11 protein-coding genes and 2 pseudogenes are annotated in these 18,450 nt (G+C 42.8%); 8 read left to right on the top strand and 5 right to left on the bottom strand.

Features of this window, described 5'->3' with window-relative positions:
- Position 1: 1 nt before the first annotated feature.
- The 4 genes from mobC to JEM67_RS18400 all read left to right on the top strand — a co-directional run bounded on the left by mobC (position 2) and on the right by JEM67_RS18400 (position 4,655).
- A complete protein-coding gene (gene mobC / locus JEM67_RS18385) occupies positions 2-748 on the top strand; it encodes a MobC family replication-relaxation protein (protein WP_199636352.1) in 747 nt (248 codons plus the stop codon).
- A 103-nt stretch (positions 749-851) separates the two neighbouring features.
- Positions 852-1,136: a hypothetical protein gene (locus JEM67_RS18390; protein ID WP_107759100.1), complete on the top strand. Its 285-nt coding sequence runs from the start codon at positions 852-854 to the stop codon at positions 1,134-1,136.
- A gap of 387 nt (positions 1,137-1,523) precedes the next feature.
- A complete protein-coding gene (locus JEM67_RS18395) occupies positions 1,524-2,603 on the top strand; it encodes a hypothetical protein (protein WP_199636295.1) in 1,080 nt (359 codons plus the stop codon).
- 300 nt (positions 2,604-2,903) lie between these two features.
- A complete protein-coding gene (locus JEM67_RS18400; RefSeq protein WP_199636294.1) occupies positions 2,904-4,655 on the top strand; it encodes a hypothetical protein in 1,752 nt (583 codons plus the stop codon).
- Between the two features lie 283 nt (positions 4,656-4,938).
- Here JEM67_RS18400 and JEM67_RS18405 read toward each other — a convergent pair whose 3' ends face one another.
- Positions 4,939-5,655, bottom strand: coding sequence for an N-acyl homoserine lactonase family protein (locus tag JEM67_RS18405; RefSeq protein WP_199636293.1), 717 nt, complete (start codon positions 5,653-5,655; stop codon positions 4,939-4,941).
- 335 nt (positions 5,656-5,990) lie between these two features.
- On the bottom strand, positions 5,991-6,935 hold the full coding sequence (locus JEM67_RS18410) for an ArdC family protein (protein ID WP_199636292.1): 945 nt from the start codon (positions 6,933-6,935) through the stop codon (positions 5,991-5,993).
- A 467-nt stretch (positions 6,936-7,402) separates the two neighbouring features.
- Here JEM67_RS18410 and JEM67_RS18415 point away from each other — a divergent pair, with 467 nt between their 5' ends.
- From JEM67_RS18415 to JEM67_RS18430, 4 genes are all read left to right on the top strand, one after another.
- Entirely contained in the window at positions 7,403-9,358 is a 1,956-nt protein-coding gene (locus JEM67_RS18415) for a hypothetical protein (RefSeq protein WP_199636291.1), read from the top strand.
- 178 nt (positions 9,359-9,536) lie between these two features.
- Entirely contained in the window at positions 9,537-11,654 is a 2,118-nt protein-coding gene (locus JEM67_RS18420) for a hypothetical protein (RefSeq protein WP_233527707.1), read from the top strand.
- Between the two features lie 59 nt (positions 11,655-11,713).
- Complete coding sequence (locus JEM67_RS18425) at positions 11,714-14,359, top strand: hypothetical protein (protein ID WP_233527706.1); 2,646 nt, start codon at positions 11,714-11,716, stop codon at positions 14,357-14,359.
- A complete protein-coding gene (locus JEM67_RS18430) occupies positions 14,356-14,577 on the top strand; it encodes a hypothetical protein (RefSeq protein ID WP_199636290.1) in 222 nt (73 codons plus the stop codon). The genes JEM67_RS18425 and JEM67_RS18430 overlap by 4 nt, the downstream gene beginning before the upstream one ends.
- 75 nt (positions 14,578-14,652) lie before the next feature.
- Here the strand turns inward: JEM67_RS18430 and JEM67_RS18435 are convergent.
- The 3 genes and pseudogenes from JEM67_RS18435 to JEM67_RS18445 form a co-directional block, all read right to left on the bottom strand.
- Positions 14,653-14,825, bottom strand: a pseudogene (locus JEM67_RS18435) (zincin-like metallopeptidase domain-containing protein); the annotation flags it as partial.
- Positions 14,826-14,886: 61 nt separating this feature from the next.
- Positions 14,887-15,997: pseudogene (locus JEM67_RS18440) on the bottom strand (IS3 family transposase).
- 271 nt (positions 15,998-16,268) lie between these two features.
- On the bottom strand, positions 16,269-18,086 hold the full coding sequence (locus tag JEM67_RS18445; RefSeq protein ID WP_233527705.1) for a hypothetical protein: 1,818 nt from the start codon (positions 18,084-18,086) through the stop codon (positions 16,269-16,271).
- Between the last annotated feature and the right edge of the window lie 364 nt (positions 18,087-18,450).

An 18,450-nucleotide genomic window follows, 5' to 3' on the forward strand; every position in this document is an offset into this window, starting at 1 on the left:
GATGCTCATCACCGCATACAGCGAACGCCAGACGCGACACCGCGAAAAAATACAACGACTGCTGAATTTCCTGAAGGAAGAAACGTACAGTGACTTTAAAACACTGATGCTGCTGTTCGGCTTCCGAGATCATAAATCGCTGTATTCCCTGCTTTCAAAAGTCGAGGGCATGGGCTTAATACAAAAGCATGTCCTAGTATCGCGCACCATGAAAATTTCATTATGGGGCATAACCAGTGACGGACTGGCCATAGTGTTAACCCCCGCCGATGCGCTTTTCCCGGCACGGTTTGAGCCGTCAAAAATCACCGGCTGGACGCTGGAGCATCACCTTGATAATCAGGCAGTCCGGATCATCCTTGAGCAAAAAGGCGCATCCGGGTGGATAAATGGCGATCGCACAACCTTCCTCAGTCGTTACCAGGTCAGTCACCGACCGGACGGTCTGATTACCCTCCCCGGCGGCACCGTGATCGCCATTGAGACCGAGCGCCGTCTGAAAACCAGAGCCCGTTATCAGTCGATCATCGCCAGCCATTTGCTGGCACGCACCCGTAAAGACTGGATTTACGTTTTTTATATCGTGCCAGACACGCAGAAAAAGCGCGGTCTTGAAAGGCTGTTTGACAGCATCAGGCACGTTATCGTTAACCATCAGCACATCCCGCTGGAAACCCGCCACCGGAATGTCTTCCGCATCTACACGCTCGACGAGCTGCAACGGCTCGATTTAGACCACGGCATATAGTTCTTCTGTATCACTTACAGTCCCAACCCACGCAGCAGCGCAACGAGCTGAAATAATGCCCCTCTAAATACTCACCCAAAATAAGAACAGACAGGACACCAGAATGAACAGAGAAACTGACCAACTTTCGGACGTACTGACTGAAATGAGCGCAAAAGCGCTGGTGACATGGATGACGCATTCCGCATTGCAGGATATAACGCGCGAAGCATTACTGGCTCGCGGCAACGATTTTGTGTATGCCTTACAAGCAAATTTTGTGCTGCTGCGGGATGTTCTGTCAGAAACACTGGAAGATATTGAGCAGCAGAGCCGTGACCTCGAAGAAAAACTGGATAGTCTGGAACAGCGGCTGCAGACGCTCCAGAAAGATACTGACTTGTATTAGCTCAGACTTGACCTGGCACAACTAGGACACAGGGCCAAACCTAATCTGACAGGCAGCTCTGTGCCAGAAGCGGACATTGCAGGCATCACAATATGTTAATCACCGGGTAGCTGGTCATCGCTACATTATGAGGCGTTAATGGCTTGGATTGATGCACTGATAGCACGTATCGCAGAACCGGTGTCAAAAAATCCGAGGAGGCCAGCAATAGTGTAAACATTATATTTAATGGTATTACTACACATATATATTCGTGCGGTGCTAAGTTAGTAAAGTAAATAGCTGCGCCATTCATTTTCAAGCAGTATGTTTTATAGGGATTTGACGAGTTATTGATACAAAAAGTTAACTACTTTCGTGCTCTCTGATATAATGTGATAGACATGCATGCTGACGAATAAATTGTTTTCTTTATTGACAAATTCAAACGGTGATACTTTGATTAAGAGCAAAAATGAAATTATCGAAGAGTTGGGGTTGAATACGTTAAATATCAATGAGTATGAAGGCAAGAACTTCGAAGTATACAAGTATTTCGAAAGTGAATTTGAGAAACTTATCAGTACAAATGCTGAACTCTATGGGATAGAGCCTGTCATTTTTTATATAGATAACTCTACGATATGTAACGCTTTTGCTACAAAGCGTAATGGTTATAACATTATGGGAATCACTAAAGGTTATCCTATTCTTTTTGGAGATAAATTCAAGGAAGACTTTTTTGATAGTTTAATATTTGCTGCATTTTTAAATAATGAAAGTGTTTCAGATGGCTTTGCGTCGTTATATAAAAATGAAAATTTCTCATTTAGTAAATTCATGCTTGATTGCTCAATTCACTTTACGTTCCATCATGAATTTCGTCATTTACTCCAGTTTAATGTAATCAAAGATAAAACAGACAATCATCTCGCAGAGAATTGTTTTGAACGACCTTTCGATCTTAAAAAACATATTCTAGAATACGATGCTGATAAAAGTGCCGCTAACAAAGTTGTGCTATATGCTGCAAGTGTTCTTAGAAAGTTTGGCTTTCGGACTGATGGTGAGTTTTTAGCATTAATATATTGTGCATTAGGTAGTTTATTTATTACTAGAGTGTTGTTCAATTATGGCTTAGTTGGGCAATGGCAAGAACCTCTTAAACCTAATCCGATGAAATTTTATACCAAAAAGAACTGGCATCCTCATCCCGCGATTAGGGCACTCAACTTGCTGGATAGCTTCAATGTGTTTATTTCAGATGGGTATCCTCATCTTAAAATTGAAACCCAAAAATTGATAACAAATAGTATGGGGATTACGAAGTTGTACCTAGATAAATTATTACCAAATGTGGATACAGCAGGTTTGATCTTTGGGGATATGTTCTCAGAAATAGAAAAATCTAATGAATACAATAACTACTTACATAATGAAGCTTTGAGTGACCCGATAATACAAAAACTGATTGATAAGTCACTATGAATTGCAACTGTTTCTGTAGTCACTTTCGTGAGAGCAAACCACAAAAGTGACTACTTCCGCTTTTCGCTCATAGCAGACCTCGCCACGCTTCGGGCGGTCCGCTATGTGCCAACAGCAGACAGGCAATTTGCAACAAGTAATAGTGCACTATCAGTGATAGACATATAGTGATCATAGCTTGCAGAAATTCTAAAGCTCTGTAATGATTTTATCGACAAAAGTAGGTTAGACATAAACTATTCAAATTGGATATGATTGCTAAATTAGCAATCATTCATAATTATCACAAAGGGTTATTAAATGCTTGATTATATATCAAAGATTCCGTTACCGGCTGAGCAAATACCTCATGGTTTAAAGGAGCTATTATTTGTTGAAGACAATACCAACCCTCAGCGAGATGTTACTGTAACTCATCGGTACGAAAAAAATAAATATAAAGATGATTATGATTATACTCATATGATCATGGCCGTAGTTCCCGAGGATGATGTTGCAAAACTAAGAGTGTTACGTGAGTCCAGTGAAGGTGTCGTAACATATTCCACCCCAGACTGTACAGTAAAAGGCGGAGCTTGGGGGGTAAATATATCCATTTCAGGTTATGGGTATATTGTAGCCTCTTGGGGGTCTAGTTCTCACAACTCCTTTTTTTTGGCCGAAGATGTTTGGATGAAACTGGGTTTAAAACCAAGGCTAATAGGTGATGATGAACAAAAAGTTATATTTGATGAGGTTACTTCGCCATCTTATGGAGTCGCACAAGGAGATGTCTCAAGCGAATATTATTTTAAAAGCAACAAAGATGTTAAGTGGACAATGAGGAATGATTACCTCAGAAAATATTTATGGATGAAAGGTTGTGTAGGCGTAAAAGTTTTCTTCTTCGAAGCCTTTATCGAACGAACTAAAGAGGTACTCAGTCTTTTATCAGGTTCTAATCACTATGTGTTAAATCTTCCTTGGATTGATTTCGAAATAGTTGATCATGGAGATAGGATAATACTTCAAGCATGGGGAACTGTTCAATCTGTTCAGCCAGAGCTTTGCGTTGAATTAGACGTCAATACATTAGTATGGCCTGGTCACACGGCTCCGATGACAATGTCCCGAGCGAGCGATTATAGAAGAAGCGAATACGTGTATGTTGATGATGCTTTTCTTATTAAATATGAGAAAGATAAAACCTACGAAGCCATTCCGTTTTTTTATAATGATCATTATCAAGCAGATCCTAGTTATGGCGGACAGTGGGCGTTTAGAGACTGTATTAGAGTCGGCAGAAACTTAGTAAAAATACCTTTTTATGAACTGTACCGAGGAGTACCAGAAAAAGAAATATATCATGTATTTGATTATGCGAAAGATCAAAATCTTATTGATGTTAAATCATTAGATGTTGAGCATATTGTTTCTAAGACTTTTAGATTTGCTAGGGAACTAGCTAATCTTAATGACAACCTAGTATCTCTAGGGAGGGTTTTGGATGTTAACCTATCGAGTTCTGATATTTTTGAATACAACAAAGATGAACTTTATGCTGAAGGCTTAAGAAACTATCCTGTATTGCAAAAACTTTCTCATGTAGCTTCAAGTGATATGCAAGAGCAAGATTTCTTAGCGAGATGCAAGACTATAAATGAGATTATCAATAAGATTAAAATAGGCTCATTAAAGAAACTAAGTATTGCAATGGGTGTGAATGCGATGGATGTTGAAAAATTGCAATCGCTAAAGTTATTGCAAGGAATATTAAACCTTACGGAGGCTACTTTTGAACAGAATGAGGAACAATCAGCACTTAAGCATGCTAATGAATTTGCAAAGTTTAATTCACCTAATATTAATTTGGCGGCTCTATTTATAAATAACGATTTGAGGAACTCTGAAGCTCACGAAGCAGTGGATAAATCCATCGGACATTTAGCTAAACTTGGCTTTGATAGTGCAACTTTGGCATCAGGTTATAGCCATGCGTTAGATTTTATATTTGATAAAATAATTAAAAGCTTAGAATGCTTTAATATGGCTTTAAATAAAGTGCTACATTAAGTAGTTTGGACTGTGATATAAGCTTTAGAAGAAACTCTAAAGCTTTTTGTTAAATCAATGTTAGGCGGAATTATTAATAATCAATCTTAATGTGCTCTGCGATCTGTTTGCTGATACATGGGTACGTTAGTAATCCATACGTCAGTTTCAGTGCAATTGCCAATGTCAGCTTTTCGCTCGAAGCAGACCTTCAGCGTCACGTGTTTGTCTGCTCTGTGCCAGAAGCGGACGTTGCATACGTAGGGGGCGTCAAGAAGCAGGCAGCAGATCACAACCTTAAAAGTTACTCATAAAAGGCTGGAGAAAGGCGTAACGAGGCCCATTGTTCTGTATCATGCCCGTAAACGACAAACGCCGCATTTTCACTTCCAGCTATGTCAGCAATTTTTTGCGTACTTCGCCGGATGCCTGCCTCATCATCCATATCGGTAACAAATATTTGACGCGTTGCCGCATCTGCCATTGAATGATGCATAACAGCATCAGCGGCAAGTAATACGGTTCCTGTATCAGAAAGTCGTACTAAAAGGGACTGGTGACCAGGAACATGCCCGCTGGTTTCAAGCAGTACGACTCCCGGTAAAAGCTCGTAATCCCCTTCAATCAGACGATAACGTAGAGACGGATGATCCCATGATTCCCGATTTACTTTAAAGCGGGGATGTCCACTTTTGGCCAGCTCGTAATGTTCCTTCTGAATGATGAGTTCCGCATTGCTAAATAAATCATGATTGCCGGAATGGTCTTCATCGAGATGAGTGCATATAAGGTAACTGATATCTGCTGGACTCACGCCTATAGCGTTAAGGCGAGCAGTGACGGTATCTTCAGGCCTAATTTCAACAGTAAGACCAGGTAGATTTACAGTCTTATCCACAAAAGAACGTGGCCAGCCAGTGTCGACAAGAATATTTATTCCATCGCCTGTCTGAATCAAATATCCAGGTACAGGTATATCACCCGGATGCATAGTCCCCAAGTAAAGCATATATAGGCGCATGACATTTTCTCTTATTTTCAACAGTATGATAAAAATAGATGAATATATGGCCGCTCACAACACACGCCTCCTCCCTGTTCTGATCTTACTTCCGTTTATCGCTCATAGCTGACTGTCATATTTAGTTGTGTGCTGTATTAGAAAGCTGTCAGTCGATATGAGCTAATACAGAGTAACTGCACATCATTCCTCCTTAGGCTGTCTTAATTCCACTGTAGGAACATGATTGTTCGGTGCTCGCTCTGGCTGTGCTCCGCCTCACTCATGTCCCTACAGCGTTACTATTTAAACCTGCATCTGATGAAAAAAAGCACTCCTTTGTGACTCTTTCTTGCTCAGGTTTTATCCACCAAATAGCGATGTGCTTTGGATGCCGCGCTGGCGGCCTTGAAAATATAGCGTTTGTCGTTCTTCAGTGCTTTCAGCCAGGAAGCGATATAGCTTTCATGCTGAACCTCCCCAGCGATCCCAAGATCCGCCATCAGGAACGCGCTTCCCAACTCGGCGATCAACTCCTCAAAAGCATAATCCTCACTGCCAAACTTCCCTTTCATATCACGATTCAACCGACTCTTGGCTCCACTCCAGTGAACCAGCTCGTGCAGGCCCGTAGCGTAGAAATTGGCAGCATCCGTAAAAAGACAACGTTCAGGTAGTCGGATTTCATCGGTTGAAGGTGCAAAAAAGGCATTCTGCCCCTTCTCAATGATGGTTGCACCACTGTTACGGAAAAGCGCTTCCGCACGCGGTAACGGCTCAAAGGTCTCTGCCGGAGAAACTGCTTCGTCACTCAGAGGCAAACCATCAATTTGCTCAACATTAAACACGGTGAAAGTCTTCAGCATCGGGATATAGTCAGTTTCTCCGTCGTCATTTTCCTTTTCCAGCGTGGTATAGAAAATGGCGGTTGTGCCATGTTCACCTTTACGTACCTGCCCGCCTTCCGCTTTTGCCTGTTTGTAAGTCATCCAGCGTGAATCACCGAATCCCTGCTCTGACGCACTGCACCACAGCAACATGATATTCATGCCACTGTAAGCCGCACCGGTTGCGTAATTGGAAGGTAAACCGGACATACCTGGTACTCGCTGCCACGGGCAGGACCACGGCTTAACGCCTGCTTCAAGGGCAGAAATGATGTTGTCAGTAACGGTCTGATAAATATCTGTTTTGATTTTAGAAAATTTCGTTTTTGAGGAGCCTGACGGGTCCAGCGGGGATATGCTGGTCGCCGTTGCGGTGTTAGGGGCGCTAGTCTGGGTATGCAGGGAAATAGTCATGATTTTTTCTCCGTCAGTGGTGTGATTTTCGTCTTCGTATCGCCTGACGGTTCGCTTTCCCGGCATCGTTCCGGCCTGCAGGGGCGCAGAATGCGTGCTATTTACCCTTGCGGGACGGGTTGTGTTGGGAAACGATTAGCCGGAAGCAGATACGGGAACGGAAAGCACACAGAAGAAAAAACTGTCCCTGCATAGTCGGGCGTAACGCCCTTACTCCGCAACGGTGAAAGGGGTTTGGGGTTACTCTCTTATAGCCAATTGCTGATATTCCAAATTTCATTTCAACTAAAAAAACCATGAATTGTATTAAACGCATAACCCCCTTACCCTTTTTTCGGTGAAAGTGAATGTCATTAACTCATTAAAAAAAACGAGGAAAGAAAGTATAATACAATCATGAAGTTGTCATACAGACAATCTGTAGCAGTTGAATTATGACTCTTATAAGTTCTAAAGGAGGAACTAAAGTGAATGTCGTGGGGAAAAGTATTGTAAAACTGGGGCCACCTATAGGGAAAGCAGATGCTTATTTACCACTGGAACTTATGGAGCCGAAAACGTTTGAGCTTTTTTGTTGTGAACTAATCAAAAAACGACTAAAAATCGAAGGCGGCGAGATAATTGATGCCATGACGATTGGTATTTCTGGCCAATCACAATTCGGTGCTGATATTGTTTCACATCGTCGGCACAGCGATCAGGATTATTACTCGTTGTACGAAGTGAAACGTTATAAAAATTTCACAGAGGGTCATTATACTACTACTATCAAGCGCTTTAATGAACATCGAGAAAAATGGCAGACAAACATCACCGGATTTTACATTTTTCTCAGTGAGAAAGCGTCAGCGAAATTAATTTCGGAATACAAAAAACAAGAAGCTATTTTTAAGGAACTTAATATAGTACATCGTCTGCTTGATACGGAAATGATCCACGACTGGCTGAAAAATCTTTATTGTCCAGATCTGTTGTATCGCTTTTGTCACGAGAGCTGGGTGTCTCTGTTTTATGGCGAGCGAGCACTGTTAAATATCAAAAACTACAGCTTGTGGAATTATAACGAATCTTCTGCCTGGCGAAACTACACGCATCCATATGAATACATTAATGGTGATAGCTATACACTTCAGAACGATCATGTGTTTATTCAGGCATTTTTACCTAACCTGAAAGGGAACTCCCTTTCCTGTTTTATTGATTTTCGTAATGGCCGCTATAGCCATGTTTTGCTGACAATGAGTCAAAATGACCTGCTAAATTCAGCCTTCGAAGGGGCCTGTAGCCCACCGGAGGCGGGAGTCAGACCATGGGTTTTAAAAGAATTTCATGGCGAAAATTATTATTGCGATATAGGTAACTGCCGCCTTGAACTAACCCTAAATGAAACCCGCTCGCTCTGTGATGCTTTTGACAAATTCTGGAAACGCTACAAACAGCGCATGGAAGAGATTGACCGGATTTGTCGCACAGTTTATTTCTCGAACAGTACACCACTCGGCGATAATATTCATCTCATTACCATTCCTTACTGGCTATGGGGTCGCATCAATATATTTTGTCAACATCATGATTATCTAAATACCGAAGGCGAGTGGTCGATATTTAACCCTGTACGTGAGCGCATAATGGTCTTTACCCATCATAAAGACGAAGTAATGAACGAAGGGCATCACGTCACGCTATTAGCCAGCAGCGCCCCTAATTTTAATCGCCTTACTAATCATCGCGTAGCGCTAATCTGGCAACCACCCAGTCGCTACGATCTCGATAGTATGGAAGAGGATGCTATCGGGCCACGAAATTATTGGGATGCGCTGACGACCTATCGCTGGCTGATGGGGAAATTAATCCCTGCTGCGGATAACCGGTATTGCGCTAATTTTTTTCCAGAACGCAGGGGCTGGCAACGGCTGCGATTTATCGCCCCCCGCCACATCCCCTATACATCCGATGATATTTATTCGTACTACCAGCCCGAAAGTAATATCTCTGTTGAACAGGTAGACAGCAAACAGAGTCTGCTGGCGTTGCTGACTGAACTCCAGGATTTCTATCATCTCTACACTCGCCGAGTGTACTTTAAGGCAAGTGAGTTTGAGCAACTTTGCGATGCCTTTCTCTTTTTGTTGAACAAGACTACTGTCAATTACTGGGGATATATCCGCAGTAGCATCGGTGCTTCGCAGGAGGCGCGAGAGTCTGTGGTAACTGTATTGCAAAAGTATCGGGGGGAAAGTACTGTTTATGAAAACAATTCGTCACTGTATGACTATCTGTTTCGCGGCATGATGGCGCTATTTGGTGACGGTGACTGCCATATTAACGAGGTGGAAGCGATAAAGGTTGCGACGTTGTTGCGCCCCTTCGTGGATAAAATGTCGGAGGGCCGTTTTTTGCGGCGCTGTCAGAAGCGGTTATGAGTGGAGGTTGCCAATGCTGATTTGGCATCAGCCACTCTGTCTGACCGACTTCACATTCAGCAGCAAGATAATTTTCTGGATACTATGTCTCTGTTTCATTGGCAAACTATCCGTAAAACAGGTTTCAAGAACACTAAAATAGTGCGTCAGCACAGCATTCAATATATGAAGGTGGAATTTGTCTGATATAAATCTGAAGGGTCCCGCTAACGGCGGTGGTGCAGCAACCAGCAGCGGTATTTTGTTCCAGCAACAGTTGGGCGCTCACTTTGCTGCTCAGATCCTTTCCGATAGCAGACTGGATACACGTTTAAGACTGGGCAACGCATCTCCTGTTTGGTTGCGCTTTGAAACAGAAGCACCCGTCGACGATATACTGGTTGCAACATCTACAGGCGGCTTCATCGCCATCCAGGCGAAAACAACCGTTTCGCTTTCAGATGATGAAAGAAACCCCTTTTACCGGACTATAGAACAGTTTGTCCGACACTGGCTTACATGCCGCGATGGCAATAGTTCTCTGGAGTGGAATCGACCTCTCGATTCAGATAAAGACCGTCTGGTTTTAGCTGTAAGTACCAAAGCGCCTGCTTCAGTTCGTGAAGACCTTCCTGCTGCTTTGTCTCATTTTTCCCTGCACGGTAGCGGGGCAATGAATCAAAGGCAGCTAAAGGCGTTTAGCATTTTTGAACGCTGCATTTCTAATGCTTGGAATAGTATAACCTCTGTTCCCCTCCCGTCTCGCCTCGCTTCTGAACTTTGCCGTATGGTTGTTGTTTTAGTTATTGATGTTGAAAACATGTCTTCACCGGTCTATTCACAACTTACTCAGAGCCTTGTTGAAGATACCGACGCAAAGATTGCATTAAGTGTTCTTGTCGAAATTTGCGGAAAAATGATGTCACGCAGGGGGGGCGGTGATCTGTCATTATTTCGCAGCGAATTAGCAGGGAATGGGATACAACTGGCGGCATCACCGCAATACCGGGGGGATATAAACCGACTTCAACAGCATTCTCAGGAGATCGCTAATTCCCTTAGTCGATACGAAGCCATTGAGAATCAATCAGGCCAGCCTGTTACCCTTCGCAGGGAGTGCCAGGATGAAGTTGAACGGGCCCTACAGTCAGGTTCATTATTGATTATAGGGGAACCAGGAGCCGGCAAAAGCGGAGTACTTAATGCACTAGCCCGCAGCCTGCGTGATCGGGGGGATGATGTACTGGAGCTGGCTGTTGACCGCTATTCCGTTGAGTCGCTTGAAGGCCTGAGCCGCGAACTCAAACTTGAACATAGTCTTACCGACGTGCTTGAAGCATGGGATGGTCCATTTCAGGGCTGGCTGATTATAGATGCGCTAGACGCCACCAGAGGCGGTAAGGGAGAAGCCGTTTTCCGACCTCTGATCGAACAGGTTCTTGCTTGGGGTGGCCGTTGGCGAGTTGTTGCTTCAATACGTAGCTTTGATCTGCGCATGGGGGTAAAACTTCGTGACTTGTTTAAAGGTCAGCCACCTGTTACTGAGCGTGCTGATGATATGTTTTCTTCAGTTCGCCACATTGTTATACCACGTTGGTCGGACAATGAATTCTACAAGTTGCTAGAACTATCGACTTCGCTGGCCACTGCACTAGACGGGGCCTCAGAAAGGCTTCTTGACCTTGCTAAAGTGCCATTTAACACCAGATTGCTGGCTGAACTGATTTCACAAAATGTTGATATCAACTTAACTACTATTTCGTCCCAAACAGAATTGTTAAAACTATACTGGCAACGTCGCGTCGAGGAGCATGGACTTAATGCTACCCGAAATATTAAAACATTGGTGGATGCCATGATCGATGCACGTTCACTCAGTGTGTCGTTCCTACTTGCTAGTACAGACCCAGACATGATCGATACACTCTGTCGCGAAGGGGTATTGGTTCGGGAACAAAATGGCCGTCGAATACAGTTTCGCCATCACCTTTTATTTGACTACGCTGCGGCACAAATATCATTCGATCCGGATGCGCTAATTAAAGGGACATTACGTTTCCAGAAACAGCAAGCTCAGGGGTTGATGCTATCCCCCGCACTCGGCTTTGTTCTTCAGGAAATATGGAGTTATGACGATAACCATCACAGTTTCTGGCAGGCGGTGAATAATCTGGTCAATGACAACGATGGCGATCCAATAATTCGAAGTTCGGCCGGCCGGATTGCAGCGGAGTACCCTGTTACGCAAAATGATCTGCTCTGGCTTGCTGAACGTGTGACTGCCGGTGATGAGAAAGTGATGAGCACTATGAACTAGAGGTTGTAGCTCTCCCGTGGGTACATCTGGTAGCAGCGCTGACGCCCCAGGTGCAAAAGGTGTCAGAAACGTTACGTTTTCTGTTGTACCCGCTTATCAAACGGGTTACCGAGAAACCCTTATGTAATATGCTGGGTACGGCCAGCCGCGCAGTACTTTCCTATGCCCTTACGCTGAGTGAGCCAGATTATTTTGTCAGGAGCGCTATTGTTCTCGTTATAGATACTTTCAACACTAACGTTCAGGCTTCCCGTCAATTACTGGAACAGATTATTAGTTCGGAACGTCTCCAGAATTTTGGTTCAGAAGAGATTCCCGTACTCTGTTACAACATCAAGAAAATCGGAGATCTTGCGCCTGAGTTTGTAGTCAAAGTATTCGAGTTTGTCTATAGCTACGACGTGACAGAAGAACGGGAAACAAATCTGGGAAACAGCCGAATTCTGCCTCTGAGATCAAATACCCGACAGGATTATGAATCAGCTCGCTATTCACTCGGTGAGTATTTCCCTCATTTTATCGAGCAATATCCTGGTCTGGCTGTGAACGCCGCAATAAGTGCAATAAACGGGTACGTTTCCCGACGACATCCCTTAGATGATACGCCTGTGATGCATGTGTCCATTTCAGGGCATGATATTTATCTTAAGGCCGATCGCAGCCATATCTGGGCACACGATCCTGATGGCAAACACGCTCATGACGGTGAAGTACTGGTTAACAAATTATTCCAGCGCCTGCAAAACTCGCCTGAACCTGACGCGCTCGCTCTCGCAAAATTTATCAGTGAAAAAGCTTCGCTTGCAATATTCTGGGCCAGACTCTTTCTGGCGGCAAATAAACGCAACGATGGCCTGATTGATTTTCTCTGGCCTATTGCTGCACAAGAAGTGTTTATTCAAAATGCCGATACCTGTAAAGACGCTATCGATCTGGTCGCTATGGGAATTATACGTCGTTCAGAACATGAGCTTGAAGAACTGGAACATTCCGCATTTGAGTATGACTTCTCTGATTATTACTCCCCAGAGGAAGCAAAGAACAGTCTGTTGTACCGCCTTTTCAGAACAATTGGTTCAGAGAATCTTCATACTGAACTAGCCAGGGATTTTCTGAAGAACGCCTCACGGGATAGTAAAATATCTGGTAATAATAGGCTTTTCAGCATTTCCCCCGTTAGAGTCAGCACCGATACACCTTACGATTTTATTGATGGTCTGGATCGGAACGAACCAGACAACGCCACTCTTATCAATGCAGTCGAAACCGCTAAAACTGCCTTGGGGCTAACAACGAATAATACGCTTTCGTCCGAATTATCGCTGCAGGATGTTTTTAGTATTCTCGAACCGCTTCATAAACAACTCAATCTGGAAAATGCTCATTCATATGTAGGTACAACCGCAGAGGATGTCATTGTACGGGCCTGCGTCGCCGTTGTTGAACAGAAATTACTTCCTTCTCCTGTAAATGACAATCGTAATAATATGCGGACATCTTATTTTTTAGATTTAATACATCTCGCTTCCTGTGCAACTGCCCCGATCTTGAATGAAGATACAGAAAAAAACTTTGAAGATAATGTTAGCTGGGGCTCTCCTGCACCTAGGATAGATGCTGCACAGGTTTTGCTCGATGTTATTCCATTACGTCCCGACCTTTATGAGCGGTTGAAACCAGATATTGAAAAAATGTTAATTGACCCTCATCCAGCCGTTCGACTACAGGCATCAGTACGCCTGCTACGATTGTGGGATGTTGATCGGGATAGCATGTGGCGCCACTTGAGTGAACGGTTGGAGCAGGAAACCAATACCGGCGTAATAGCACATATCGTTGGGGATGGAGTCAGAAACCTGTTATATACCGATCCTCAGCGTACTTTCTGCCTTATTCAGAAATTGTTAGAGCGTTTTAATGGAGACCCTGAGCGTCAGAAACGTATTCGTAGTTTTGTTTGCAGCGATCTTGCGATTCTCTGGGGAGTTCTTGAAGTCAGAGAGGCATACAATATTCTTCAGTGCTGGATTACTGACCCCGCCGTTTATAATGATGAACTTATGCAAGTCCTATTTACATTAAGGGATGGATTCGTTCTTGGCATTGTCGGACAAAGTAAAGAGTCAGATACCGAACTCAGGCAACGGGCGCTGGACATGGCCTATAGCATTATTGATGCTGCTGGTAAAAAACTGGAAGAATACTCTCCCCGTACTGATCTGACAGAGGTCGAACAGGAAAATGTAAAACACTGCTTTGCAATTGTAGACAGAGCATGTCTACAACTTCGTTTCGTTTGTGAAGGGAAGCATAATTCTGATAAGGCATCATTAGAATATGAAGAACTTCAGCAATTTTTAAAGGAAACTGAATTACATATGCGGCGTATTGGTGATTGTTGCACTCCACAAACTATTTACTATCTTCTGGAGCTGCTTGAAACGCTGGTTCCTGTCGATCCTGCCAAATGTTTCGATCTGATGGCTCATGCATTGGGTCGTGGGGAAACGATCGGGTTCCAGTACGAAACGCTGGGAATGGAAAAATTGGTAAATATGGTGGGCGTGTTTCTTGCCGATTATAAAACCATCTTTGAAGATGAGAACAGGCGAGCTCGTTTGATAGAAAGTCTGGATATTTTTCTGGCCGCAGGTTGGCCCGCAGCCAGACGCCTGCTTTACCGTCTGCCGGAGTTAATTCAGTGAACGAACAGCTGTTGCGTAATCAGTTTCGCGGTGATTCATCCGCATTGATTGAAGATCTTAAGCGCTTTCTTGAATATGCAGAGATTAATCTCTATTCAAAAGATAGCGCAAATACGCTGCACGAGTATAATACGCGTATCTTTTTTTCGATCTTTTACTGGAAATTATGGGCTGGCATTTGGGAGCCGGTGGTAATGTTGCAGAAGAAGCCAGAATAAAAGCAGATACAACACGTTTTATGGGTTACGTCGGTCTAAATCAGGACACTAAAGCACCTTTAATTATCCAAGAGGTATATAGCTTTCATATTGAACCTCACCGATGATCCCCAAATCCGCCATCCACAACGCGCTTCCCAGCTCACGTTCAACTCTTCAAATGCTTTCACTTCATTGGCAAACTTCCCTTTCATTTCACGGTTTAGTTTTTTTTGATCACTCCAGTGAACTGGCTGATGCAGGGCTGTAGTGCCGTGTTCCTCCCTGCGCACCTGTCCACCTTCCACTGATCTTGTAAGTATCCCAGCTTTAGTTCCACACACTTTTTGAGATTTCCGGTTTCTCAGCCATCAGCCGGTATTCTTCCGGTGTCAGGTTATTCAGGGATTCATGGGGCCGCTCACTGTTGTATTCATTCAGCCAGCGCTCTGTGATTTCCCGTGCTTCGTTCAGCGTTCTGAACAGGTAAAAATCCAGTATTTCTGTCCGGTACGTCCTGTTAAACCTCTCAATAAACGCGTTCTGTGTCGGCTTACCCGGCTTGATAAATTCCAGCATCACACCATGGTCTTCAGCCCATTGCGCCAGAGCCAGTGATATCAGTTTCTGGCCGTTATCCATCCGCATCTTCAGCGGATATCCGCGATTCGCCATATCCTGTCCAGAACCCGCACCATTCGTTGCGCAGTAATATTCAGATCGATTTCTATCGCAAGGGCCTCGCGGTTAAAATCATCCACCACGTTGAAGGTCCGAAAACGCCGACCACAGACCAGCGCGTCGTGCATAAAATCGATAGACCAGCTCTGATTGAGCGCTTCCGGCGTTGCCAGCGGAGCCGGATTGCGCACCGGAAGACGTTGCTTACCCTTGCGTCGAAAATTCAGTTTCAGCAGACAGTAAATCCGGTGTACGCGCTTGTGGTTCCAGACGTGCCCCTGCCTGCGCAGCACCTGAAAAAGCTTCTTAAAGCCGTAGCGGGGATAGCGCTCTGCCAACCCGGTCAGCACCTGGATCACCGCTTCATCACGCCGGGTATCGGGCTGGTAACAATACACCGTCCTGCTCAGCGATAACGTCCTGCATGCCTGGCGTATGCTCATCGTAAACTGCGCGGTCAGATAGTTGACGAGCTCACGCTTTATCGCTGGTTTTAAAGCTTTTTTTCGATGACATCTTTCAGTGCACGGCATTCAAGACTGAGATCGGCAAACATTTGTTTGAGACGGCCATTTTCGTCCTCAAGATCCTTCATCTTTTTGATATCAGAGGCTTCCATCCCGCCGTACTTTGCTTTCCAGTTGTAGTACGAGGCCTCAGATATTCCCGCTTCGCGGCAGACATCTTTGACGGTGCGTCCGGCTTCGACGGATTTCAGAACGGCGATGATTTGGTGTTCAGTGAATCGGGCTTTTCGCATGGTGATCTCCTCGAAGGACATAATCAGTATGTCGGAAGATCTCTAAAAGTGAATGGTTCGGTTAAGCGGGATACTTACAAAAAGAGTAGTATCAATTGTCTCCTTCTAAATAAAGCATGCTGTATAGAGCTTGAACTTTAATCTATTGAGATTGGATTCATAGAATTTGATGCACCTTTCAAACAAATTCCAAACCTCCAATCGATAGTATAAATTAGGAATATTCATCGGTATTGTTTTGAGAGGTTTATTACCCCTCTCAAAAGGTGTTCTAGTTGTCGCAATAAATAATTGGAACAGCATTAGCCTCTTTTACTGCATGAGAAAAAGAAGACAAGATCCATAGCAGTTGAATCACATGAGGCTTAACCGGTTTTTTTCTTCGCAAATTAATGAACTCGCGCTCTATCTCTTTTTTGGATAAAAATGAACAGCTAAGAATGCATTTTCTATGCAATTTAACATCCTTAAAAAGGTCGTCAAGGTATTTTTTAATGTTTTTAGTGTCACCTTTTCTTACCTTTTTTATCTTGGTTGATACTGACTTTTTATTGTAAACTCCAGTATAGTTTTTATTAAATTTTGTTTTTAATTTAACAGTAAAATCAACAGTATTAAAATACATATATCCAAGATTTTTTATACCCTGACCAACAACGTCATGAAGTTTACTTGCTGATGTGCTTTTGTCACCATGCTTTGAATGAATGAAACAAATGCATGAATCCGCTTTATTAAATGTGATATGGTCTGCCCATTCATTCCCTAAGTCATCGCAAAAGATGTAATCATCCCCACTATGAATGTTTTCCACCACATCAAACATGGAATCATTAGAGAACTTATCCATTCCTTTTAAAAGCAAACCTTTCTCACTTGAGACGTTTTTTATATTAGCTTTAGGGACAAGCATTTCTAATATGCTATTGATTTCCGATATGCCTGAAGAGTCTTCGAAACAATTACCCATAAAATACATATAGCATGGGTCAGTAAACGTAATGCTGTAGAAACCATTTTTAAAGATAAAACTTTGCAAAGTTATATCTTTAGAGTTGTACGAAACTTTTATTTTTTTTAGAACAGTAGAGTCAATCGTTAGTGTTTTGTTGTTTTTTCGTATCTTAGCCTTACCAAGCGGCACTTGAATAGTCAAGTCAGGTTTTATTTCATAAACTTTTTCAAGTTTACGAAGCAACCGATTTACTTGTATTTCATTTAGAATGCAATCGGGTCTATCAGGCAATTTGTATTTTAGTATGGCGCCTTCCGATTGTAACTTTTCATATAATGAAGTACTTTCTATTAATAAGGCACTTGGCACAGTAGAGCTTAAAACCTCACTTAAATCTTTTTGTTTTGCAAAAGAATTGAGGAAGTCCTTAACCCCTCCACCTTGCCTTATCAGACAAAGCTGATTATAAGACCATGTCGCAATTTCATCGAAATTAACTCTCTGTGACGCCTCTACCAATCGTCCTGAACCAGAGATTGTCTTAATTATTGCACCTTGCCTAAGTTTTAAGTAGTAAGGTATTGACCTGCCAGCAGCATGAGTAGAGTAAGAACCTTTAAGATCTGCTGATTCTGCAGATCTATTTCTGATTGCCTTATCTGAATTAGTTATTGTTCTTGTGGATATTTTTTTGAATAAAACATCAGAATCATTAAAGGTGCTAGCCAATAAATTACTCGAGACTAAATTAAAACTTCTTTCAATATCATCTGAAATATTTGCACAGCTTTTCTTTATTATTGCCACACTATTATCAAACTCAAGAATTAATATAAAAGCATAAATTTTATCTTGGTAGTTCTCTCCGCCCTCGATCTCCCCAATAAAATACACTGGCTTGAGTGTTGGGAAGATTCGCAATGAATATTTATAAGGGATATCATTTTCAATTAATCTTTTGTCAATTCTAAACTCCTCTAATAGGTAATCACTACCAGGTTCAATATTGTCATCTGCAGCATCCAAAATATTAGTTATTTCAACGTCTGTTATTGTCCTGTTTCGATTGTCTTCTGGTATTATTAAGTTATAGAATTGAATGTTTTTTGTAAGTTCTAATCTATCAATCATCATAAAACTCCTGTTAGTATTTGACACATTTTCATGATTGTACATTCCCTTATAAATCACACCATTAATATTTATCTATCAATCATGAGGTTGAACAGACGAATCGCTAATGGCAGATTACTCTTACCGACGAGGTTCTCGCCCAACAAGACTATGTTGCCCGTCAGAGGGATATTAACTGTCTCAAAATTACGAAAGTTGAGTATCTTTAAATTTGCAAAACACATAACAACCCCTATAAATAAACTTATCAAATCTGGCCATCATATTTTTACTAAATTTATTGCATTGGCACAGCACTGCAGCAAGTGGTAGTTAATGCCTCAATTGGATTTATGTTCCGGCATTCACATTCTCATGCAGAGCC

Source organism: Serratia sp. PAMC26656 (genome assembly GCF_016469055.2).
Lineage (GTDB): Bacteria > Pseudomonadota > Gammaproteobacteria > Enterobacterales > Enterobacteriaceae > Serratia > Serratia plymuthica.